The sequence below is a fragment of the Streptomyces sp. NPDC056480 genome, from assembly GCF_042795405.1.
GTDB lineage: Bacteria > Actinomycetota > Actinomycetes > Streptomycetales > Streptomycetaceae > Streptomyces.
In genome coordinates this window covers 42780-65178 of sequence record NZ_JBHTSA010000043.1, presented here as the reverse complement: position 1 = coordinate 65178, position 22399 = coordinate 42780, and the positions used below count along the sequence as shown (strand labels likewise).

The 22399-nt window shown below is 74.2% G+C and carries 18 protein-coding genes; 6 read left to right on the top strand and 12 right to left on the bottom strand.

All coding sequences use genetic code 11. The annotated features are described in order from the left end of the window. Window positions 1-163: 163 nt before the first annotated feature. Entirely contained in the window at window positions 164-1504 is a 1341-nt protein-coding gene (locus tag ACFQ79_RS20405; protein WP_383585414.1) for a D-alanyl-D-alanine carboxypeptidase family protein, read from the bottom strand. 333 nt (window positions 1505-1837) lie between these two features. Between ACFQ79_RS20405 and ACFQ79_RS20400 the strand changes: the two genes are divergently transcribed. Together ACFQ79_RS20400 and ACFQ79_RS20395 are read left to right on the top strand one after the other, a co-directional pair. Next, window positions 1838-3766, top strand: coding sequence for an NAD-binding protein (locus ACFQ79_RS20400; RefSeq protein WP_383585421.1), 1929 nt, complete (start codon window positions 1838-1840; stop codon window positions 3764-3766). Between the two features lie 304 nt (window positions 3767-4070). Beyond that, window positions 4071-5318 (top strand): cytochrome P450, encoded by a 1248-nt coding sequence (locus ACFQ79_RS20395; protein ID WP_383585411.1) that lies wholly within the window; start codon window positions 4071-4073, stop codon window positions 5316-5318. Window positions 5319-5390: 72 nt separating this feature from the next. Here ACFQ79_RS20395 and ACFQ79_RS20390 read toward each other — a convergent pair whose 3' ends face one another. From ACFQ79_RS20390 to ACFQ79_RS20370, 5 genes are all read right to left on the bottom strand, one after another. Further along, window positions 5391-5642, bottom strand: a complete 252-nt coding sequence (locus ACFQ79_RS20390) for a hypothetical protein (protein ID WP_231075957.1) — start codon at window positions 5640-5642, stop codon at window positions 5391-5393. A gap of 62 nt (window positions 5643-5704) precedes the next feature. Next, window positions 5705-6181: an NUDIX domain-containing protein gene (locus ACFQ79_RS20385; protein WP_383585408.1), complete on the bottom strand. Its 477-nt coding sequence runs from the start codon at window positions 6179-6181 to the stop codon at window positions 5705-5707. Between the two features lie 36 nt (window positions 6182-6217). Further along, the gene (locus ACFQ79_RS20380; RefSeq protein ID WP_383585406.1) at window positions 6218-7459 is read right to left on the bottom strand and encodes an FAD-dependent oxidoreductase; all 1242 of its coding nucleotides are present in this window, start codon (window positions 7457-7459) and stop codon (window positions 6218-6220) included. Between the two features lie 40 nt (window positions 7460-7499). Then, complete coding sequence (locus ACFQ79_RS20375; protein WP_383585404.1) at window positions 7500-8927, bottom strand: FAD-dependent oxidoreductase; 1428 nt, start codon at window positions 8925-8927, stop codon at window positions 7500-7502. Further along, the gene (locus ACFQ79_RS20370; RefSeq protein WP_383585402.1) at window positions 8927-10501 is read right to left on the bottom strand and encodes an FGGY family carbohydrate kinase; all 1575 of its coding nucleotides are present in this window, start codon (window positions 10499-10501) and stop codon (window positions 8927-8929) included. The genes ACFQ79_RS20375 and ACFQ79_RS20370 overlap by 1 nt, the downstream gene beginning before the upstream one ends. A 300-nt stretch (window positions 10502-10801) precedes the next feature. Between ACFQ79_RS20370 and ACFQ79_RS20365 the strand changes: the two genes are divergently transcribed. Together ACFQ79_RS20365 and ACFQ79_RS20360 are read left to right on the top strand one after the other, a co-directional pair. Further along, on the top strand, window positions 10802-11776 hold the full coding sequence (locus tag ACFQ79_RS20365; RefSeq protein ID WP_383585400.1) for a hypothetical protein: 975 nt from the start codon (window positions 10802-10804) through the stop codon (window positions 11774-11776). 130 nt (window positions 11777-11906) lie between these two features. Then, window positions 11907-13442 carry an amino acid permease gene (locus ACFQ79_RS20360; protein ID WP_383585398.1) on the top strand — a complete coding sequence of 512 codons (1536 nt, stop codon included), beginning with the start codon at window positions 11907-11909 and terminating at the stop codon, window positions 13440-13442. A gap of 58 nt (window positions 13443-13500) precedes the next feature. Here the strand turns inward: ACFQ79_RS20360 and ACFQ79_RS20355 are convergent, their stop codons facing one another. Next, window positions 13501-14265: a GntR family transcriptional regulator gene (locus tag ACFQ79_RS20355; protein ID WP_383585396.1), complete on the bottom strand. Its 765-nt coding sequence runs from the start codon at window positions 14263-14265 to the stop codon at window positions 13501-13503. 184 nt (window positions 14266-14449) lie between these two features. Between ACFQ79_RS20355 and ACFQ79_RS20350 the strand changes: the two genes are divergently transcribed. Then, a complete protein-coding gene (locus ACFQ79_RS20350) occupies window positions 14450-15790 on the top strand; it encodes a DUF2252 domain-containing protein (RefSeq protein ID WP_383585394.1) in 1341 nt (446 codons plus the stop codon). 119 nt (window positions 15791-15909) lie between these two features. Here ACFQ79_RS20350 and ACFQ79_RS20345 read toward each other — a convergent pair whose 3' ends face one another. Then, window positions 15910-17301: an NAD(P)/FAD-dependent oxidoreductase gene (locus ACFQ79_RS20345; protein ID WP_383585392.1), complete on the bottom strand. Its 1392-nt coding sequence runs from the start codon at window positions 17299-17301 to the stop codon at window positions 15910-15912. A 198-nt stretch (window positions 17302-17499) separates the two neighbouring features. Here ACFQ79_RS20345 and ACFQ79_RS20340 point away from each other — a divergent pair, with 198 nt between their 5' ends. After that, a complete protein-coding gene (locus tag ACFQ79_RS20340) occupies window positions 17500-17889 on the top strand; it encodes a hypothetical protein (RefSeq protein ID WP_383585389.1) in 390 nt (129 codons plus the stop codon). A gap of 28 nt (window positions 17890-17917) precedes the next feature. On the opposite strand, the gene ACFQ79_RS20335 is transcribed toward ACFQ79_RS20340, so the two are convergent. The 4 genes from ACFQ79_RS20335 to cbiQ form a co-directional block, all read right to left on the bottom strand. Then, window positions 17918-18454, bottom strand: coding sequence for a PadR family transcriptional regulator (locus ACFQ79_RS20335; RefSeq protein ID WP_383585387.1), 537 nt, complete (start codon window positions 18452-18454; stop codon window positions 17918-17920). 32 nt (window positions 18455-18486) lie between these two features. After that, window positions 18487-20502 (bottom strand): FAD-dependent oxidoreductase, encoded by a 2016-nt coding sequence (locus ACFQ79_RS20330; RefSeq protein WP_383585385.1) that lies wholly within the window; start codon window positions 20500-20502, stop codon window positions 18487-18489. A 289-nt stretch (window positions 20503-20791) separates the two neighbouring features. After that, the gene (locus ACFQ79_RS20325; RefSeq protein WP_383585382.1) at window positions 20792-21652 is read right to left on the bottom strand and encodes an energy-coupling factor ABC transporter ATP-binding protein; all 861 of its coding nucleotides are present in this window, start codon (window positions 21650-21652) and stop codon (window positions 20792-20794) included. Next, window positions 21649-22398 carry a cobalt ECF transporter T component CbiQ gene (cbiQ, locus tag ACFQ79_RS20320; RefSeq protein ID WP_383585380.1) on the bottom strand — a complete coding sequence of 250 codons (750 nt, stop codon included), beginning with the start codon at window positions 22396-22398 and terminating at the stop codon, window positions 21649-21651. The genes ACFQ79_RS20325 and cbiQ overlap by 4 nt, the downstream gene beginning before the upstream one ends. Window position 22399: the final 1 nt, after the last annotated feature.

Here is a 22399-nt window from a genome sequence, read left to right as displayed (position 1 = left end):
GGGCGGGGCTGGCCGGGGACGGGCCTGCGTGGTGGGGCGTGGCCCGGCCTGGCCGGGCCCGGGGGCCCCCCGGCCGGGCCGGGTCCGGTCCGGTCCGGCCCGGCTCGGCCCGGGCGGCCCCGGTCCCGGCCGCCCCGGCCGACCCGGTCCCGTGCGCCCCTCGTCAGCCCGCCCGGTGGGCCGTCCTGCGGCGCAGGGCCCACAGGGCGAGCGCCGCCGCGCAGGCCGAGCCCACCAGGGCCAGCGGGAGGCCGGCCGACGCGCCCGAGGACTCCTCCCCGCGCGCGGGATCCTTCGCGGGCGCGGCCGCGGGCGCGGCCGCGGCCTCCGCGCCGGCCTGGGGCGGCCGACTGTCCGCCTTCGCCTCGCGGCTCTCACGGGCCACCGTCACCGCACGGTTGCCCGAACCGGCCGCCGCCTTCGCCGGCACGGTCGGTGCGGGGAGCAGCGAGCCCACCGGCTGGACCCGTTCGGCCGCGTCGAAGCCCCAGTCCAGGAGCTCACGCGCCTCCTCGTACACGGCGAGTCCGCCGCCTCTCTGCGGGTTCATCACCGAGACGACCAGCGTCCGGTCGCCGCGCCGGGCCGCCGAGATCAACGTGTTGCCCGCGTTGCTCGTGTAGCCGTTCTTGATCCCGATGAGCCCCGGGTAGCGGTCCACGCCGTCCGCGCCCGTCAGGAGCCGGTTGGTGTTGGCGATGCCGTACGACCAGGAGCCCGCCGGGAAGTCGGCGTACCGGGTCGAGCAGTACCGGGTGAACGCCGGGTCCTGGAGCCCGGCCCTGCCGAACACCGCAAGGTCGTACGCGGAGGACACCTGTCCCGGTGCGTCGTACCCGTCGGGGGACACCACCTGGGTGTCCAGGGCCCCCAGTGACCTGGCTTTCTCCTGCATCTTCCCGGGCATCGACTCCCAGCCGCCGTTCATCGCGGCCAGGACGTGCACCGCGTCGTTCCCGGAACTGAGGAACACACCGTTCCACAGGTCGGAGACCTTGTACGTGTAGCCCTCCTTCACCCCGACCAGGCTGCTGCCGTCCCCGATCCCGGTCAGCTCGGAATCGGCCACGGTGTGCTGCTCGGAGGGTTCGTGGTGAGGGAGCGCGGTGAGGGCGAACAGCGCCTTGAGGGTGCTGGCCGGCGGCAGCTTCCGGTGGGCGTTGCGCGCGGCGAGCACCTCGCCCGACGACGCGTCCGCGACCACCCACGACAGCGCGGAGAGCGAGGGCACGTCGGGCGCGCCCGGCAGCGGCTGCACCTGGGTGCCCTTCAGGTCGAGGCGGGCCCGGTCGACGTACCGGCGCGCGGGCGGCGTGGGCTCCCGGAGAGAGGGCCCGAGGGACCCGGGAGCAGCGGTGACGGTCGCGGAAGGGGCGACTGCCGCGGTCGAGGTGACAGTCGCGGTCGAGGTGACAGGAGATGCCGTGGCCGACGGAGTGGGCAGTACGAGCAGCACCGCCGCGGTACCGGCGGCAGCATGACGGACAGCTGACGTGACGATCATTCAGTAACCGTAGGAAGGGGGCGCGGAACGCGCAGATCGGAGTGCGCCGACCGGCGTAGCGGGTGTGGCGTACGGCGGCGAGTCGTGAGCCCGCCCGGGTGGCGACGCCCTTTCCGGCCCGCTGTCGGTGGCGCAGGGCATTCTTGTGACGTGCCCTCACACCCGTACCAGAGCAACGGCGTTCCCACCGAGAGCGCCGGAGCGCCTCCCGTCGAACCGGCCTCCCGGTCCTTTCCGGGCCCCACCAGGCCCTCGGGGACCTCCGCCGGCGGCCCCTTCGGCGCGCCCGCCTTCCGTACCGAGCGGCAGCCGCGTCAGGCCGCCGCCGGGCACATGATCGTCTGCGGGGACGACGCCCTCGCCCACCGTCTCGCGGGCGAGCTGCACGAGGTGTACGGGGAGCAGGTCACCCTCCTCGTGCCGGTACGGCCCGACGCCCCGCGGACACCCACCGCTCGCACCGGCCGGGCGCTGGCCCTCTTCGGACGCGTCACGGCCGCCGTCATCCGCACCACGGCCACCACCGCCCCGGCGGGGGCTCCCGGCACCTCCGTCCCGGCCGCCCCGGCGGCCTCCGGCGCGGACGGCGGTGAACCGATCGGCACCCTGCGCGTCGTCGAGTCCGCCGACGCCGACGACCGGGCCCTGACGGACGTGGGCGTGGAGCGGGCCGCCGCGCTCGCCCTCGTCCACGAGGACGACGAGACCAACATCCGGGCCGCACTCACCGCCCGCCGCCTCAACCCCCGGCTGCGCCTCGTCATCCGGCTCTACAACCGCAAGCTCGGCCAGCACCTGGAAACCCTCCTCGACCAGGCCGCCGCCGTCGCCGAACCCGGCCTCGACCCCGACAGGCCGGCCGCCGCCACCACCGTCCTCTCGGACGTCGACACCGCCGCCCCCGGCCTCGCGGCGGCCGCGGTCGCCGGCACGAGCAAGGTCGTCCAGGCCGGCGGACTGCTCCTGCACGCGGTGGAGCGGCTGCCCGCCGCCGGAGCGGCCCCCGACCCGGGCCTGTGCACGCTGGCCCTGCTCTCGGCCACGGCCGGCGACCCGGCGGGCTGCGAGGGCTCCGAGCGGAGCGGCGACGCGGGCCCCCGACTGCTGCCGGACGACCGCACGGTGGCCGCCGCCACCGGCCGCGCCGCCGTCACCCTCGAAGCGGTCACCGCGGCGGGCCCCGCCGTGGCTCCCGCCCGGCTCGCCACCTCCGTGCTGCCCGTCGCCTCGCTCTTCTCACGCCGGCTGCGCTGGTCCCTCGCGGGGGCGGCCGCCGCAGTCCTCGCACTCGCCCTGGCCTCCACCTTCACCACCGGCGACCACCCGCTGCACGCCGCCTATCTGACGCTGCTCGACATCTTCGCCATCGGCGACCCGGCCGTGGGGGAGTCGACCAGCAGGCAGGTCCTCCAGATCCTCGCCGGGTTCGTCGGACTGCTCCTGCTGCCGGTGATCGTCGCCGCCCTCATCGAAGGCCTCGGCACCTTCCGTTCGGCGACCACCCTCCGTCGGCCGCCGCGCGGACTCTCCGGGCACGTCGTCCTCCTCGGCCTCGGCAAGGTCGGCACCCGCGTCCTCGCCCGGCTCCGCCGGCTGGACATCCCCGTGGTCTGCGTCGAGTCCGACCCGGAGGCCCGGGGCATCGCCGTCGCCAGACGGCTGCGTGTCCCCACCGTCATCGGCGACGTCACGGAGGAGGGCGTCCTGGAGGCCGCCCGCATCGACCGCGCCCACGCCCTGCTCGCGCTGACCAGCATCGACATCACCAACCTGGAGGCGGCGCTCTCCGCCCGCGCCGTCAGCCCCGACCTGAGGGTGGTCCTGCGCCTGTACGACGACGACTTCGCCACGGCCGTCTTCCGAACGCTCCGGACGGCCCACCCTGCGGCCCTCACCCGCAGCCGCAGCGTCTCCCACCTGGCCGCACCCGCCTTTGCGGGCGCCATGCTGGGCCGTCAGGTGCTCGGCGCCGTACCGGTCGAGCGCCGGGTCCTCCTCTTCGCCGCGGTGGACGTCGCGGCCCACCCGCTCCTCGACGGCCTGACCGTGGCCGAGGCCTTCCACCCGGGCAAATGGCGCGTCATCGCCATGGACGGCAGCGGCACGAGGCAGGGTACGGGCCAGGCCTGGCGCCTGGACCCCGACCGCGTCCTGAAACCGGACGACCGGGTCGTCGTGGCGGCAACCCGCCGAGGCCTGGCCGAACTCCTGGGCCGAGGAGCCTCTGTGCCCCACAACCCCCCACGAACAGAACAGCATTGACCGTAGGCTCGACCCGCACACGCACGACCCCGACCTCGCCGCACCCTCCGCGGTGCGGGCCATCGACCCTCCCCCCCCCCGGGACTTCGTCCGGGGGACCCCGGGTGGCACGGGTGGGCACACGGGACGGCACCGTCGCGTGCGCGGACACCCCCAGCCCCCGCACCGCTGAGACCCGCACCGCTCTCGTCCCACACCGATCTCGTCACGCACCGCTGAGACCCGCACCGATCTCGTCCCGCACGACAAGGCCCCCGCACCGCCCCGGTCCCGCCCCGAAGGCCCGCAGACAGGAGCTGCCGAAGTGAACGCACTGCCCGCGCCCACCCCCCGCCCACCCCACCGCCTCGACCCCTCCGGCGGTTGCCCCCACGCACACAACGCCCGCCTCCTCGCCGAAGGCGCCGTCACCCCGGTGGTGCTCCCCGGCGAGATCGACGGCATGGCCGTCCTCGGCCACGACGCCCTCCGGGACTTCCTCTCCCACCCCGACGTCGCCAAGGGCCCCCAGCACTTCACCGCGCTCGCCGAGGGCCGCATACCCGACGGCTGGCCCCTGCGGACCTTCGCCACCGTGCCCGGCATGATCACCGCGGACGGCGCCGACCACCGGCGGCTCCGCACCCTGGTGAGCAGCGCCTTCACCGGCCGCCGGGTGGAGGAACTCCGCCCGCGCGTCGAGGCGGTCACCGCCGGGCTCCTCGACGGGCTCGCCGAGGCGGCCCGGACCGGAGACGGCGTCGCCGACCTGCGCCGCCACTTCGCCCTTCCGCTGCCGCTCGGCGTCATCTGCGAACTCCTCGGCGTCGACGCCGCCCACCAGGACCGGCTGCACCACCTCTCCAGCCTGGTCGTCGCCACCGACACCACGCCCGAGCAGGCCGTCGCGGCCAACCGCGAACTCGTCGAACTCCTCGCCTCCATCGCCTCCGACAAGGCCGCGGCCCCCGGTGACGACCTCACCAGCGCGCTCATCGCGGCCCGGGACGAGGACGGCGACCGGCTCGGCCAGGCCGAGTTGATCGGCACCCTGCTCCTGCTGATCGTCGCGGGCCACGAGACCACCCTGAACCTGCTCACCAACGCGGTCCGGGCGCTCTGCACCCACCGCGACCAGCTCGCCCTGGTCGTCGAGGGCCGTGCGACCTGGGCGGACGTGGTGGAGGAGACCCTCCGCTGGGACAGCCCGGTCAGCTACTTCCCGTTCCGCTATCCGACCCGCGACCTCACGGTCGACGGCACCTTCATCCCGAGGGGCACGCCCGTTCTGGCCGGGTACTCGGCGGCGGGCCGGGACACCAAGGCCCACGGCCCGGATGCCGGCCGCTTCGACGTGACCCGTACGGCGACGGTGAAGCACCTGTCGCTCGGCCACGGCCCCCACTACTGCCTGGGCGCCCCGCTCGCCCGGATGGAGGCCACCATCGCCCTGGAGGCGCTCTTCACCCGCTTCCCCGAGCTGGACCTGGCCGTGCCCGAGCCGGAGCTGCCCCGCCACGCCGGTTTCGTCGGCAACAGCGTCAGGACGCTTCCGGTCCGGCCGGGCGGCTGACCGGCGCCCGAGCGGCGCGGGTGCGGGGCGCCCCGCACCCGCACCCGGCTCCCTCCGGACCTGGACCCCTCCTCACCCGGTACGCCCCCAGGCGGTCGCGGGGGAGGTGCGCAGGGACGAGACGAGCCGCAGGAGCCTGGCCTCGTTCCCCACGAGGCCGGCCGCGCGGAGCGCCTCGTCGGCCTCGGCCATCGGATGGGTGAGCATCACCCCCGCGTACGGGGCGAGCTGCGGATCGGTCAGCACCGCCTGGGTGGATTCGAGCAACCGCAGGTACGCCTGGGCGGCCGCGCGCTCGCTGGCGGTGATCGTGGTCGTGGTCATGTCGGGCTCCCTCTCGACAGTTCGGCGCTCACCACCCTCTCGTACGGGTCTGACAATCGCCCTCAGCCCCGCCCGTCGAGCCGCTCCACCAGCCGTTCCAGGAAGACCCGCTGACCCTCCACGAGCAGCGGCGCGGCCGCCTCCGGGACGAACCAGCCCACCCGGTCGATCTCCGGGAACTCCCCCTGGACGCCGGAGCGCGGAGGCCATTCCATGGTGAAGGTGCCCGGCACGATCGCGGTCGGGTCGAGGGTGCCCTCGACGGCCCAGATGGTGACGAGCTTGCCGTTGCGCTGCCGGTTCTCGCCGAGGTCCAGCCACTCGCCCTCGGGCGCCGGAAGCCCCAGCTCCTCCAGGAACTCGCGGCTCGCCGCCGCCTCGGGGGCCTCGTCCGGCTCGTACTCCCCCTTGGGGATCGACCAGGCCGACTGCTCGCGGGACGCCCAGAAGGGCCCGCCCATATGACCGATGAGTACCTCGACGCCACCGTCCGTCGTACGGCGGAAGACGAGAAGGCCCGCACTGCGTTTGTCAGACATGCCGGTCAGTCTGGCCGAAGGTCCCCGCCGCACACCTCACTCCTCGGCGCCGACCAGCACCGGACCACCCCCGAGGTCCACCCCGTCCGCCCACCGTGCCGGCAGCCGCACCGAACGCCAGGGGACGAGCGAGCCGCTCAGCCGCATCCGCCGCAGCGGGACGCCGTCCTGGGTGACAGTCAGGACGGGGCGTACGAGCCGGCGCTCCGGCCGTACGAGCAGAGGCGTGGCCACCGCGCCGAGCAGACCGGGCGTCACCCACCGCAGCGGCCGCGCCGATCCCGCCGAGCGCGTCGGCGCTCCTGTCGGGATTCCCACCGGCACGCCGCCCTCCGGCCAGGGCCCTCCTTCGAGCAGGTCGATCACGGCCGCCGCCACCGCGCGCCCCTCCGCGGCGGCCACCACCGCCGGCTCCACGCCGCGCAGGAGGTTGCCGACCGCGAAGACCCCGGGAGCCGTGGTGCGGAAGGAGCCGTCCGTCGCGGGGCCGCGCGTGCCGGGCGACAACGGCAGCCCGCGGGCGCGGGCGAGTTCGTGGTCCGGGATCCAGTCCCCGGTGAAGACCACGGTGTCGCACCGCAGGGTGTGCCGCGTCGTGCCGTCCGCCCCGCCCCGGACCTGCACCCCGGTCAGCCCTCCGCGGCCGACGAGCTCCGACACGACCGCGCCGCCGAGTACCGGAGCCCCGAACGCCGACCTTCTCGCCGGGTCTTCGCACACGACGGCCACCACCTCGACGCCGGCGGCGCGCAGCGTCCGCACGGCGTCGCGGGCCACGGGATCGCCCCCGACCACCACCGCCCGCCGCCCGATGTGCTCCGGCCGCGCCCCGAAGCGGTGGACCAGCCGCTGGAGCTCGCCCGTGGTCAGCACCCCGGCGGGCCGGGACCCCGGGACGAGCCGTGCGCTGCGGGGGCGTTCGCGGGCCCCGGTGGCCAGGACGACCGCGCGGGCCCGGACGCGTTCGAGCCCGGTCGGCGCGGTGACGTCGAGGGTGAGCGGCCCCGCCCAGCCGGTGGCCGACACGCCCGTACGGACGGTGGCCCCGGCCCGCAGAGCCGCGCGCACCGAGCGGCGCGCGTAGCCCGGGCCGTCCAGGGGGCGGCCCCGGGCGTCGGCGCCGAATCCCGGGCGGGCGCAGGTCCGGGGGACCCCGCCGGCCGCCTGCTCACGCTCCAGGACCTCGACGCGGCCCGCCCCCGCCGCCGCGAGGCGTGCGGCCGCGGCGAGCCCGGCGGGCCCTGCGCCCACCACGAGCACGTCGACCGTACGGTTCACCGGGCCCCTCCTCGTACGCGCGCGACCACGTCCATACGGCTCACCGGGCCCCCTCCCGGCGCCCCGCGTGCTCCTCGAACAACGCCCGTACCTCGGCGCCGCAGTGGTTTCCCTGGCAGCGGCCGCCACGCGCGCGCGTGCGGCGGCGCAGGCCGTCGAGGCCGCCCGGCGGGATCGTCGAGGTGAGCGCGGCCCGGATCTCGCCGCGGGTGACCCGCTCGCAGTGGCAGACGATCGCACCGAAGTCCGGGTCCCTGGCGATGAGCCGGGCGTCCCGGTACGGGCGGGGGAAGGCCTCGCCGAGGTTCGGCATCCGGAGCCGGGCGAGGGGGCGCTCGGGCCCGAGGCCGAGCCCGCAGTCGGCGAGCAGCCCGCGGACGTGCTCGGCGATGGCCAGGGAGGCGGTGAGCCCGGTGGACCGGATCCCGCCCGCCGTCACGTACCGGAGTTCCGGATGCGCGGCGATCCGGTAGTCCTCCTGCCCGGTGGCGGCCCGGAGCCCGGCGTAGACGGCGGTGACCTCCTCGTCGAGCAGCGCGGGGAGGATCCGGCCGCCCTGCTCGCGGAGTCCGGCGAGTCCCTCCGCCGTCGTGCCGGTGGCGGTCTTGTCGTCCAGGTCCTCGGCGGTGGGCCCCAGCATGACGTTCCCGTACACCGTCGGCGCGATCAGCACGCCCTTGCCGAGCGGGCCCGGCACGGGGAGCAGGATGTGCCGCACCAGGTCGCGCGCGAACTTGTCGAAGACGAGCAGCTGCCCCCGGCGCGGGGTGACGGTGAAGTCCTCGCGGCCGACCAGCGCGTCGAAGGCGTCGGCGTGCAGACCGCAGGCGTTCACCAGGTGCCTGGTCCGCAGGACCCCGCGCCGGGTGACGAGCCGGTGGTACGGATCGCCCGGACGGACCTTCTCCACGCGGCAGTCGAGGTGCAGGTCGACGCCCGAGCGGACGGCCTGGGTGGCGTACGCGAGGGTGGTCGTCCACGGGCAGACGACCGACTCGCCCGGCACTTCGAGCGCGGCGAGCGCGCCGGGCCCCAAGTGCGGTTCACGTGCTCGGAGTTCGGCGGCCGTGAGCAGTCGTGTCGTGCGGTGTCCGTTGTGCTCGGCCTTCTCCATGAGGCGGGGGAGTGCGTCCCGCTGCCGCTCGTCCCAGGCGACGAGCAGGGCGCCGACCGGCTCCACGGGGATGCCGGCCTCCTGGGCGTACGAGGAGAGGAGGCGGTATCCCTCGCGGACGAGCGTCGCCTCAAGCGTGCCCGGCAGGGCGTCGAAACCGGTGTGCAGGATGGCGGTGTTGGCCTTCGACGTCCCGTCGCCGACGTCGTTCGCGGCCTCCACGAGGGCGACCCTCAGGGGGTGGCGGGCCAGCGTCCGGGCGATGGCGGAGCCGACGACCCCCGCTCCGACGACCACGACGTCGTACGTCGCGGCGGAGCCCGCGGGGAGGGGGCCGGTGCGGGTGACACTCATCAGGAGCCGGAGCCCTCGTGCGTCGGTGCCCCCGAGCCGGAGCCCGAGCCTGTGCCGGAGACCGAGCCCGTGCCGGGGCCCCCGCTTGTCGGCGCTTCCGAGCCCGAGCCCTCGCGCGCCGGTGCTCCCGACCCCGACCCCGCCCGCTCGACCAGCGCCGTCACCTCCGCCCGGAACCGCGCGAGCCGCTCACCCGCCTCGGCGCCCGAGATCCGGGGTTCGTACACGGCCGAGGGCTTCCACTCCGGTACGGCCTCGCGGAGCGTGAGCCCGGGTTCGTGCCCGAGCCGGGCCACCGCGCCGACGCCGAGCGCCGTCGCGTCCGGCAACGACGAGACCTCGACGGGCAGTTGGAGGAGGTCCGCCTGGGTCTGCATGAGCAGCGCGGACCGGGTGAGGCCGCCGTCGGCGCGCAGCGAGGTCAGTGGCGCGCCCCGGTCCGAGGCGACGGCCGAGGCGAGTTCCACGACCTGCGCGGCGATGCCCTCGCAGAGGGCGCGGACCAGATGGCCCGGCGTGGTGTCCAGGCCCAGCCCGCTGAGCGAGCCGCGCACGTCGCCCCGCCACCAGGGCGCGGCGAGCCCCGCGAGCGCGGGCACGAACGTGACGCCCCCGGTGTCCGGAACCCCTCCGCCGACCGGGTCGATCTCGGCGGCCCCGCCGATGACACCGAGGTCGGTGAGCCAGCGCACGGCGGAGGCGACGGTGTACACCTGGCCGTCCAGGCAGTGGGCGACCTGTCCGCCGAGCCGCCAGGCGACACAGCTGACCAGGCCCGAGGACGCGCGCCGGGCCTCGGGGCCGGTCTGTGCCAGGAGGAAGGCGCCGGTGCCGTACGTGCACTTGGCGGCGGCCGGGTCGTCGGCGCTCTGGGTGAGCAGCGCCGCCTGCTGGTCGACCAGCAGGCCGGTGAGCGGCAGCGCCGGGCCGAAGGCGGTGGTGGTGCCGACGGGCGCGTCGCAGTCCACGACCCGGGGGAGGCGTTCGCCGCCCAGGCCGTACAGGTCGAGGGCGGTCTCCGACCAGGCGACGGTGTCGAGGTCGAGGAGTCCGGTCCGCCCGGCGGTCGCCGCGTCGGTGACGAAGGCGCCGGTCAGCCGGTGGACGAGCCAGGCGTCGCTGGTGGTGACGACGCCTGCGCCGGTGGCGTGGCGGCGGATCCAGGCCATCTTGGGAGCGGCGAAGTAGGGGTCGAGGGGGAGACCGGTCAGATGCCTCAACTGCTCCGCGTGCGAGTCGAGTCCGGCGCAGACGGAGGCCGCTCGGCGGTCCTGCCAGACCAGGCCGTCGGTGAGCGGCTCACCGGTGGCGGGGTCCCAGGCGAGGACCGTCTCGCCCTGATTGGCGAGACCCACGGCGACGACCGGCGTACCGGCTTCGGCGAGCGCCGCGCGGCCCGCGGTGACCACGGAGTCGTACAGCTCACGCGGGTCGACCTCGACCAGACCGCCCGGCAGATACCGGGGCCGCACCGGAGCGGTACCGCTGCCGACGACTCCGCGCTCGGGGCAGAGGACGAGGGCCTTGGTGCCCGAGGTGCCCTGGTCGACGGCGAGTACCGGGCCGACCGTCATCGCTGCTCCTGTCCCTGGACGTTCGGTGATCATCCGATCACCGAAAAGGGTCAGGGTGCCGTCGTCGAGGCGCTCCGTCAAGCCTCGCCGGGTGATCACGTCAGGTCCGTCGCCGAACCTGACAGTAAGTCAATTCCGGTCGTTGGCTTGATAATTACCGTCAGGAAAGAAAGTGGACCGGTCGGATCCAGAGCCCTCTATAGTGATCGCCGATCAACGGCCGGGACGCCCGCCGGGGGACTGACCACCCCCTCCCATCCACCGAGGACCCATGTCATCCACACCACGCACCACCCCCTGATGGCCGGACACGGCTTCAGACCCGTCTACCACCCCGCGGGCCACGACCACGCCCTGCGCAACGCCGTCCAGGACTTACGCACCGGACGCTGGGTGGCGATGGCGCGGCTCCTCGACGAGACGACGGGCTGGGACGGCTGGACCCGGCGCACCCAGGTCCTCGCCGCCGTCGCCGCCGGCACCGACGTCGTCCACATGTGGCGGACCGAGCAGCCCGGGAGTCTGGCCGCCACCGTGATGCACAGCCGCGTGACCGTGGAGCGGGCCGTACGCGCGCACCGCGCCGGCCACGCCCGGACCCGGGAGCTCTGGCAGGAGGCCTGGACCGCGTGCCGGGAGGCCGCCGACCTGGCCCCCGACGACCCGGTGCCCTGGGTCGGCCTGATCGCCCTCGCCGCCCTCGACGGCCGCCAGCGCATGGAGGAACACCGGCTGTCCCCGCCGGCCCCCATGCTTCCGCCCGGCCCCTGGGGCCTGCTCGCCGAGGCGGAGAAGCGCGACCCGCACAACCGCGAGGCGCACCACCGCATGCTCCAGTTCGTGTACGCCCGACGCCCCGGACCGCTCTCCGAGGCCGTCAACTACGCGCACTGGGCCGCCTCTTCGGCGCCCGTCGGCTCCGCCCTGCACGTCCTCCCGCTGTACGTGCGCGTCGAGCGCTACCGGCGCGAGCGCGGCCACGAACGCGCCCTGGACCTGCACTGGGTCGCAGAGGACGCCGTCCGCGAAGCCCAGCGGGCCCTCGACACCTGGTTCCTCTTCTGCGCCACCGACGAGGCCTCCCTGCTCGACCTCAACCACCTGGCGCACGCCCTCTTCGGAGCCCTCCGCTTCACCGACGCGGCCCGGGTCCTCACCTCGCTGGGCCCGTACTACACGACGCTGCCGTGGGCGTACCGGACTCCCCGTCCGGACGACCGCGTGCTCGCCGAAGAGGTCTTCCTGCGGGCCCGCGCCCGCTGTCTCAGCGGCTGAGGCCCGTTCCCACGCCCCCTTCCGTCCCCTCGTACCCCCTTGTCCCCCCACACCCCCCGCTCCCCAGACCCCCGTCCCTCCCGCTCACCCCCGTCCGCCCCCCGCTCACCCCCCGTCCCCGGAGGAACGCATGTCCCGCACCGCCCCCGACCCCACCGACGCGCTGCGCAAGCCACCCCCGGCCCAGGACGAGGAGGCGCGTCTGAGGGAGCTCGGCTACCAGCCCGTCCTCGCCCGCCGCATGGGCGGCTTCGGCAACTTCGCGATCAGCTTCTCGGTCATCTCCGTCCTCTCCGGATGCATGACCCTGTACGGCTTCGGCATGGGCACCGGCGGCCCCGCCGTCATGCTCTGGGGCTGGGTCGGTGTCGGTCTCTTCGTGCTGTGCGTGGGCCTCGCCCTCGCCGAGGTCACCAGCGCCTACCCGACCTCCGGCGCCCTCTACTACATGGCCGACCGGCTCGGCGGACGCCGCTGGGGCTGGTACACCGGCTGGCTGAACCTGCTCGGTCTGCTCGGCGCCATCGCGGGCATCGACTACGGCGCCGCGCTCTTCACCGGCGCCTTCCTCAACCTCCAGTTCGGCTTCGAACCCACCGCGGGCTCCACCTTCCTGATCTTCCTCGCGATCCTGCTGCTCCACGCCGTCCTGAACCTCTTCGGCGTCCGCCTGGTCAGCGTGCTCAACTCGATCAGCGTCTGGTGGCACCTCGCGGGCGTGGCGATCATCGTCGGCGCCCTCGCGTTCATCCCCGACCGGCACCAGTCCGTCGACTTCGTGTTCACCGAGTTCGTCAACGACACCGGATGGGCCAACCCGTTCTACGTCGCCGCGATCGGCCTGCTCCTCGCCCAGTACACGTTCTCCGGCTACGACGCCTCGGCCCACCTCTCCGAGGAGACCTCCAACGCCTCCGTCGCCGCGTCCAAGGGCATCGTGCGGGCCATCTGGGTCTCCTGGCTCGCCGGGTTCGCCCTGCTCGCCGGCCTGAGCTTCGCCATCCAGGACTACACCGCCACGCAGAACAGCGCCACCGGCGTCCCGCCCGCCCAGATCTTCCTGGACGCGCTCGGCACCGGCGGCGCCACCGCCCTGCTCCTCGTCGTCATCGTCGCCCAGCTCTTCTGCGGCAACGCCGAGGTGGCCGCCGCCAGCCGCATGGTCTTCGCCTTCAGCCGTGACAACGCCCTTCCCGGCTCGGCGATCTGGCGCAAGGTCAGCGGCCGCACCCAGACCCCGGTCCCGGCCGTCTGGCTCGCCGTGGCCGTGGCCGCGGTGCTCGCCCTCCCGTCGCTGTACTCCGCCACCGCCTACGGCGCCGTCACCGCGATCAACGTCATCGGCATCACGCCCGCCTACGCCATCCCGATCTATCTGCGTCTGCGTGCCGGGAAGCGGTTCACGCCCGGCCCGTGGAGCCTGGGCCGCTGGAGCAGGCCGATCGGCTGGACGGCCGTCGTCTGGGTGGCGTTCGTGACCGTGCTGTTCTGCCTGCCGCAGAAGTCCCCGGTGACGGTCGACACCATGAACTACGCCGTGATCGCGCTGGCCGTCGTGCTCGTCCTGGCCAGCGTCTGGTGGTACGTCGCCCGGCGCTCGTACGGCACTCCGACGGCGTACGGCAACGCCCGCGAGGAGGCGGAGATCTCGGAGGGCATCGTCTGACGGACGAGCCGGACCGAGCCGGTTCCCGTCCCCGTACCGGACAGGAACCGGCCCGCCCTCAGGCGCTGAACTCGTAGGTCCAGGCCGCCGACTGGGCGGAGAAGTCGATGTCCGTGATCTCCAGCGCGTGCCCGTGCTGGTCGCTCACCACCCGGTGGACCACCAGTCGGGCCGTGCCGCCGGCCGTCGGTGCGGCCGGGCCCGGCACGCCGACCGACTCCCGGTGGGTGACCCGCAGTCCCGCCTGGTGCATCCAGTGGTAGAGCAGTCGCAGATCGGGCTGTTGGCGCCAGTCCCGTCCGCGCCGGTAGCGCGCGAGCTGCGGGATCTCGGTGAGCGCGGGCCGCGAGAACCACGACACCGCCCGCTGGAGCGCCGCTCCGTGCGGCCCGAGCACCACGTGCCGGTGGACGAGCGTCGGCTCGCCCGGTGTGAGCAGGAGCCGTGCCGTCAGCGGCGTGGGCGGCGGCTCCCAGGTGAGCGAGGCCCGTACCAGAGCCTCGGCGGCGCGAGGACCGCCCGGGAAGGTCGGCCGACGGGCCGTCAGGGCCGGGGCGACGGGCTCGCCCCCGCCCCCGGGCTCGGCTCCGGAAGCGGCGAAGGTGCCGCGCCGGTCGGTCACCACGAGCCGTTCGTCCCGCAGGAGTTGGAGCGCGCTGCGTACCGTCTGACGGTTGACGTGGTAGCGCTGGGACAGGGATCGTTCCGAAGGGAGCCTGCTGCCGGGGGAGATGCGGCGGTGGGCGAGGTCCTCGCGCAGCGCGGCGGCGACCCGGAGATAGAGCGGCGCGTCTGCCGCCGCCTCGGATTCGGGCTCGGCCATGATCAAACCCTCTCTTCGCTCAGCGTGACCGCATGGGTCGTGCGGGTGACCAATTCCTATCATTGGTCTAAACCATTTTGCCAGGGCCGCCCGCCAGAGTGGCCGAAACGAGCGAGTCACCTTGTAATGAGGTAGCAGGTGACGGGGACGAGACCGTGACCGTGGACGAGGCGGGTGAGGCCGGATGACGACACCGTCAGAGCGTGCCGAGCGGGGGAGGGCCGCCCGCAAGCGCGTCCCCCGCTCCTCCCACGGCCGCTGGATACCCAGCTCCCAGCGCCCCGACCCCATCGGCGTGCTCGAACGCCAGGCCCAGGACCGGCTGCCCGACCTCGTGCCCCTCCGGTACGGCCGGATGGCGGCCTCCCCCTTCGCCTTCCTCCGCGGCGCCGCCGCCGTCATGGCCGCCGACCTCGCCGCCCCGCGCCACACCGGACTCACCGTCCAGCTCTGCGGCGACGCCCACCTCCTCAACTTCGGGGTGTACGCCTCACCCGAACGGACGCTCCTCTTCGATGTGAACGACTTCGACGAGACGCTCCCCGGCCCCTTCGAATGGGACGTGAAGAGGCTCGCCGCCAGCATCACCGTCGCCGCCCTCCAGAACGGCAGCAGCAGGGCCAAGGCACGCCGTGCGGCCCTCGTCGCCGTGGAGTCGTACCGGATCACCATGCGCCGGCTCGCCGACCTCGGGGAACTCACCGTCTGGTACGAGCGGATCGCCGCCGACGACCTCGTCCCCCTGGTGCGCCGCGACGAACGCGCCCGATTCGAGAACCGGCTCGCACGCGCCCGCCGGCGCACCAGCCTCCACGCGCTCGCCAAGCTCACCGAGACCGACGCGTCCGGGAACCGGCACTTCGTCGACGACCCGCCGCTCCTCGAACGGACCACGGACATCGACCGGGTCACCCTCGGCAAGATCTACCACGACTACCGCAGCTCGCTCTCCGAGGAACGACGGGTCCTCCTCGACCGCTACCGCTTCCTCGAAGCCGCCCGCAAGGTCGTCGGGGTCGGCAGCGTCGGCACCCGCTGCTTCGTCCTCCTCCTCGAAGGCCGGGACGACGGCGACCCGCTCATCCTCCAGATCAAGGAGGCCGTCGGATCGGTCCTCGAGCCGTACCTGGAGCCGAGCGCGTACGCCCACCAGGGGCGCCGCGTCGTCTACGGACAGCGCCTCACCCAGGCCGCCAGCGACATCTTCCTCGGTTGGATGACCGGACCCGAGAAGCGCCACTTCTACTGGCGCCAGCTGCGCGACATGAAGGGCTCCGCCGAAGTGGAGACCATGACCGCCACCATGCTGCGGGACTACGCGAGGCTCTGCGGCCGCGCCCTGGCCCGCGCCCACGCCCGCTCCGGCGACCGGATCGCGATCGCGGCGTACCTCGGCGGCTCCGACGTGTTCGACCGCGCCGTCGCCGACTTCGCCCTCGCCTACGCGGGCCAGAACGCCGACGACTACGCGGCACTCGGCGGCGCCATCGCCGCGGGCGTGGTGGTGGCGGCGCCGGGGGCCTGAGGAGGGCCGTGGGGGTCGCGGCGCCGTGGCTCCGAGGGCGAACCGTGCCGAACGGCCCCACCACCCTCCGGTGGCAGGGCCGGACCCCACGCCCGGGGCCCGGCCCCGGGAGCCGCTCCCTAGGCGTCGCGGCGCAGGGGCGGCCCCGACGGCGTCTCGCCGACCGGTCCGAAGAGCACCGCCCGCGCCACCGAGGGGGCGAACAGGCTCGTCAGGGGGGCGGTCAGGGTGATCGTCGCACGGAACGACGCCCCCACGGCCGGATTGCCCGCGGACCGCTCCACCACCCGGCCCAGGTACCAGCCGACGACCCGGTCCATCGGGCCCGGCCGTGCCGCGTCACCCGTCGCGCCCGGCATCTTCTTGTCGGCACCCGCCGAGATGTCCCAGGCCTGCCGGGAGGCGTCGAGCAGCGCCCGCTGCACGGTACGCGTCGTCGGGGTCCGCTTCGGGTCGGCGAGCGCCCGGCGCAGCGCGACCGAGCTGAGCGCGGCGACGGCCATGCCCTGCCCGTAGATCGGATTGAACGCGCAGAGCGCGTCTCCGATCGCGAGGAAGCCGGCCGGGCGGCGGCCCGGACGGTCGTACCGGCGCCGGATGTTGGCGGTCTTGCGGAAGCCGTACACCGGCGAGACCGGCTCGGCCCGCGCCAGCCAGTCGCTGATCACCGGATGCGGAAGCCGCTTCGCGTACTCCTCGAACGCGCCCTCCTCGGTGGGCGGTTCGTCGCCCCGCAACCCCGAGAGCGTCACCAGGTGGTGCCCGTCGCCCAGGGGGAGCACCACACCGCCGTACACCTGGGCGGGGTTGGGCACGATGTAGTAGCCCGTCGCGTCGGTGTCCGGGTCCTCGGCCGGGACGCGGTACACCCGGGTGCCGTACGCGAGGCCCGTGTCCAGGGTCTCCTCGTGCGGGGCCTCCGCGCCGATCCCCGCCAGCCAGTCGGCGGCCTTCGTGGACCGCCCTGAGGCGTCCACCACCAGATCGGCGGCCAGGGTGCGGGGTTCCCTGTCGGCCCCCGCGCCCCGCTCGCGCAGCCGTACGCCCCTGACCCGCGAGGAGTCGCCGGTCAGGCCCACGGTCTCGGTGCCCTCGATCAGCTCGATGCGCGGATCGGCGAGCACCCGCTGCCGCACCAGCCATTCCAGCTGGGGGCGTGGGCCGGTGTAGTGGCGGGCGGTGGCGGTGGTGCGGCGGAACCACTTGCCGTTCTGCCACTGGATCATGTCCTCCGGAGCGCCCACCGTGGGTGCCCCGAGCGCGCTCAACTCGTCCGTGAATCCCGGGAGCAGTTCGTCGAGCGCCTGCTGCCCGCCCGCGATCAGGACGTGCAGATGCCTGCCCTGCGGGACGCCCGCCCGCGCCTCCGGCCCCTCGGGCAGCCGGTCGCGTTCGACGACCGTCACCCTCTCCGCGTGCTCGGCCAGCACCCGGGCGGCCAGCAGCCCGGCGAGACTTCCCCCGATGACCACCGCGTGACGTGTCGCGCGGTGCCCCAAGTCGTCGGCCATACCCGCCCTTTCATGTCGTGGAACTCCAACGGCCCAGTATCCACGCGGCTACGTGTCGAGGGGCGGTACCGCCACTCGGTTTCGGCCGCCCACGAGCCCGGCTAGGGTGACGGACGTGGCACACGAACGTTCGACGGGACCCATGGGCTTCAGGTAGCCCGCCGGGAGATGCCTGGCGGTGCTCACCGACGGAGTCCCATGGCACGCACCGCACACCACATCCCCGGCTCACGCCGCCGGCCGAACGACGAGTCGGCACCGGGGGCCCCTTGGCGTGCCCTCACGCTGTACGACCTGCGCTACGGTGCCGCCCGCCGCGCCGCGACCGGCGGGGGTCGAGAGCGCCCTCACCCGCGCGCGATCCGCCGCACGGTGACCTTCCGCCGATGGCCCCGCTTCAACCGAGACGCCGGCGTCGCACGCGCGGCGGCCCAGGAGGAGCGCCGAGCGCGTCAGCGCCTGCGTCTCCAAGCGGGACGCGTCCTGAGCGTCGTGAACGCCCCTGACGGAACCATCGACCCGGACGCGGCGGACAGCGTGGACATCCCTCCCGCACGCCATCGGCACTCCGCGCTCTGGCTCGCCTAGGCCCGACCCGACGATCCCACCGTGGACGTCACTCCGTCCCGAGCTCCGCCAGCGCCCCCGTCAGCCACTCCACCCAGAAGCGCTCCATCTCGATCCCGCCCCGCAGGACGAGATGGCGCAGCCGGTCGGGTTCCGACCGGCGGCGTTCGCTGGGGAAGTCGCGGGTCTCGATCGCGAGGTACTCGTCCAACTGTTCCTGGTGCAGCGCGAGATGGCGGGTCAGCTCGGCGCGCAGGCCCGGCGCCCCGACCACCGCGGCCGCCCGCATCCGGAGCAGCAGGGCGGCCCGCATGGGCTTCGGGTCCTCGGACCTCGCCACCCAGGTGCCGAGCTCCTCACGGCCCGCCGGCAGCACCTCGTACTCCTTGCGCTGTCCCCGTACCGGCACCGGGGCGGGCAGGGCACGGATGTGCCCCGCCTGCTCCAGCTTGCCCAGCTCGCGGTAGATCTGCTGGTGCGTGGCCGACCAGAAGTAGCCGATCGACCTGTCGAAGCGGCGCGTCAGTTCGAGGCCGGAGGACGGCTTCTCGAGCAGCGCGGTGAGGATCGCGTGCGGGAGGGACATGAACGCATCCTAGGAGTGGCCGGCCACGGTGATCACAGGGTGGCCGCGAGGCGGGTGCCCTGGTCGATGGCGCGCTTGGCGTCCAGCTCGGCGGCCACGTCGGCGCCGCCGATCAGGTGCGCCACGCGGCCCGCCGCGACCAGCTCCTCGTACAGGTCCCGGCGCGGCTCCTGGCCCGCGCAGAGCACGACGGTGTCGACGGGCAGGAGCTGCCGCTCGCCGCCGATCGTGACGTGCAGGCCCTCGTCGTCGATCCGGTCGTACGAGACGCCCGCGACCATCGCGACACCGCGGTGCTTGAGCTCGGTGCGGTGGATCCACCCCGTGGTCTTGCCGAGGCCGGCACCGACCTTGGTCTCCTTGCGCTGGAGCAGGTGCACCTGGCGCGGCGGTGCGGCGCGCTCGGGGGCGCGCAGTCCGCCCCGGTTCTCGTACGAGGTGTCGACGCCCCACTGGCGGAAGTACGTCTCGGGGTCCTGGCTCGCGCTCTCCCCGCCGTCCGTCAGGAACTCCGCGACGTCGAAGCCGATGCCGCCCGCGCCGATGATCGCGACCCGCTCGCCGACCGGCGCGCCGTCCCGCAGCACGTCCAGGTAGCTGAGGACGCTCGGGTGGTCCACGCCGGCGATGCCGGGGGTGCGGGGGGCGACGCCGGTGGCGACGACGACCTCGTCGAACCCGTCGAGGTCACCGGCCGAGACCGGCGTGTCGAGGCGTACGTCGACCCCGCGCTCGGCGAGCTGGACGCGGAAGTAGCGCAGCGTCTCGTCGAACTCCTCCTTGCCCGGGACCTTCTTGGCGATGTTCAGCTGGCCGCCGATCTCGGCGGCCGCGTCGAACAGGGTCACGGAGTGGCCGCGCTCGGCCGCCGACACCGCGCAGGAGAGGCCGGCCGGGCCCGCGCCGACGACCGCGATCCGCTTGGCGCGGCGGGTGGGGGAGAGGACGAGCTCCGTCTCGTGGCACGCGCGCGGGTTGACCAGGCAGGACGTGATCTTCAGATTGAAGGTGTGGTCCAGGCAGGCCTGGTTGCAGCCGATGCAGGTGTTGATCGTGTCGGCGCGGTCGGCCGTGGCCTTGGCGACGAACTCCGGGTCGGCGAGGAAGGGGCGGGCCAGCGAGACGAGGTCGGCGCGGCCGTCGGCGAGGATCTCCTCGGCGACCTCGGGGGTGTTGATGCGGTTGCTGGTCACGAGCGGCACGGAGACCGCGCCCATCAGCTTCTTCGTCACCCAGGTGTAGGCGCCGCGCGGCACGGAGGTGGCGATGGTCGGGATGCGCGCCTCGTGCCAGCCGATGCCGGTGTTGATGATGGTGGCGCCGGCGGCCTCGATCTCCTTGGCGAGCCGGACGACCTCCTCCAGGGTGGAGCCGCCGGGCACGAGGTCCAGCATGGAGAGGCGGTAGACGAGGATGAAGTCCGTGCCGACGCGCTCGCGGATCCGGCGGACGATCTCCAGCGGGAAGCGGACGCGGTTCTCGTAGGAGCCGCCCCAGCGGTCGGTGCGCTGGTTGGTGGCGGCGGCGATGAACTCGTTGATGAGGTAGCCCTCGGAGCCCATCACCTCGACGCCGTCGTACCCGGCCTCCTTGGCGAGCTCGGCGCAGCGGGCGTAGTCCTCGACGGTCTGCTCGACCTCGGCGTCCGTCAGCTCGTTCGGTACGAAGGGGCTGATGGGGGCCTTGAGGGCGCTGGGCGCGACGAGGGCGGGGTGGTACGCGTACCGGCCGAAGTGCAGGATCTGCATCGCGATCCGGCCGCCCTCGGCGTGCACGGCGTCGGTGATCAGCCGGTGCTCGGCGACCTCGTCGGCGGTGGTGAGCTTGGCGCCGCCGTCCCAGGGACGGCCCGCGTCGTTGGGTGCGATGCCGCCGGTGACGATGAGGCCCACGCCACCGCGGGCCCGCTCGGCGTAGAAGGCGGCCATCCGCTCGAAGCCGTGCTCGGTCTCCTCGAGGCCGACGTGCATCGACCCCATGATCACCCGGTTGGGCAGGGTGGTGAACCCGAGGTCGAGCGGGCTCAGCAGGTGCGGGTACGGGGTCATGCGGGCGCCTCCTCGCGCAGGATCGTCGCCTTCAGTTCTAGGGGACCCCCTCCCTTTGTGCAACTAGTTGCAGAAGAATCGGGACGTGATGTCTACTACTCGGTAGCTTCCGGCCGCCCGCTCGGCGCGTGCGCGGAGCCGGCGGCTTCCACGGTTCCTGCGGCCCCTGCGGAGAAGGGGTCGCCGTCCCGAGCCACTCGGGAGGCAGGGCGGTCGCCGTCGCTCGTCGCGGTCGGTCGTCGCAGTTGCTCGCCGTCGCCGTCGCCGTCGCCGTCGCCGTCGCTCCGAGCTACTCGGTACGCAGCGGGGTCGCCGCCGCCCCGAGCCACGCGTCCAGCTCCTCCGGCGTCCGTGGCTCGGCCGCCCCCGCCGCCAGCAGGCCGTGGGTGCGGAGCAGCCGGGCCACCGCCGTACCCCAGGGGCGGCGCAGCCGTGCCTCGTCGAGCAGCGCGTCGTCCGCGAGGAGCTCCGCGACCGGGCCGGTCCGCAGTCCCGACGGGGCGAGCACCGCCGCCTCGTCCGCCCAGCGCAACGCCAGATCCACGTCGTGCGTGGCCATCAGCACGGTCGTACCCGCCTCCCGCAGCCGCTGGAGCGCGTCGAGCAGCCGCTCCTGCCCGTGCGGATCGAGACCGGCCGTCGGCTCGTCCATGATCAGGACCCGGGGCCGCATCGCCACCGCGCCGGCGATCGCCGCCCGCTTGCGCTGCCCGTACGACAGCAGATGCGTCGGCCGGTCGGCGAGCGCCGTGATGTCCAGCGCCTCCAGGGCCTCGTGGACCCGCCGTCGCACCTCGTCCTCCGGCAGCCCCAGGTTCATCGGCCCGAACGACACGTCCTGCTCCACCGACGCGGCGAACAGCTGGTCGTCGGGATCCTGCACCACCAGCTGCACGGTCGTCCGGAGCCGGGTCAGCCCCTTCCGGTCGTGCGCCACCTCCGTACCGTCCAGACGCAGCGACCCGCTCACGCACCGCAGCCCGCCGCTGAGCAGGCGCAGCAGCGTCGTCTTGCCGCTGCCGTTGCGCCCGAGCAGCGCGACCGCCCGCCCCTCCGCGACGGCGAAGTCCACGCCGGACAGGACCGGGGGCCCGTCCTCGTAGGCGAAGCCGGCGTGCACCAGTTCCACGACAGGGGTCGGAGACGTCACGGAAGGAGCCTTTCCAGTACGAGGGTGAGGGCGACGAGTCCGGCGAGCAGCACGCCCGTCGCGGCGAGGAACGGGCGGGAGAGCGCGCACGCGGGCACCAGGACCCGCAATGTCCCGTCGTACCCGCGCCCGGCGAGCCCCGACTGGAGGCGCTGCGCCCGGTCGAAGGCCCGGACGAACGTGGTCGCACCGAGGCCGGCGAGGGAACGCCAGGTCGCGGCACGCGTGGTGTGCCCGAGCCGGGACGCCTGCGCCTGCCGGATCTTGGACATCGCGTCGAGGAGCAGGAAGATCATCCGGTACATCACCAGCGCCACGTCCACCACCGGCGCCGGCACCCCCGCCCGTACCAGCCGGGGCAGGACGTCGGACACCGGCGTCGTGAACGCGAAGAGCAGCACTCCGAGCGACGCCGAAGCGGTCCGCAGCAGCAACTCGCCCGCGTGCGTCGGGCCGTCGGGCGCGAGCGCCACCAGCCCCCGGGAGCCGCCCACCTCGAAGAGCAGCGGAATCGCGCCCGTGACACAGAAGCCGAGCGGGATGCGGAACGCCCGCCACAGGGCCCGGCCCGGCACACCGGCCGGACCGAGCAGCACCGTGAGCGTGGCCGCCGCGACGAGGACCGCGCCCGGCCACGGCGGCAGACCGACCGCGCACAGGGTGAGACCGAAGCCGAGGAGTGCCTTCTCGGCGGGATGGCGGCGGCGCCAGCGACTGCTGTGCGCCGCCGCGTCTATCGGCAGCATC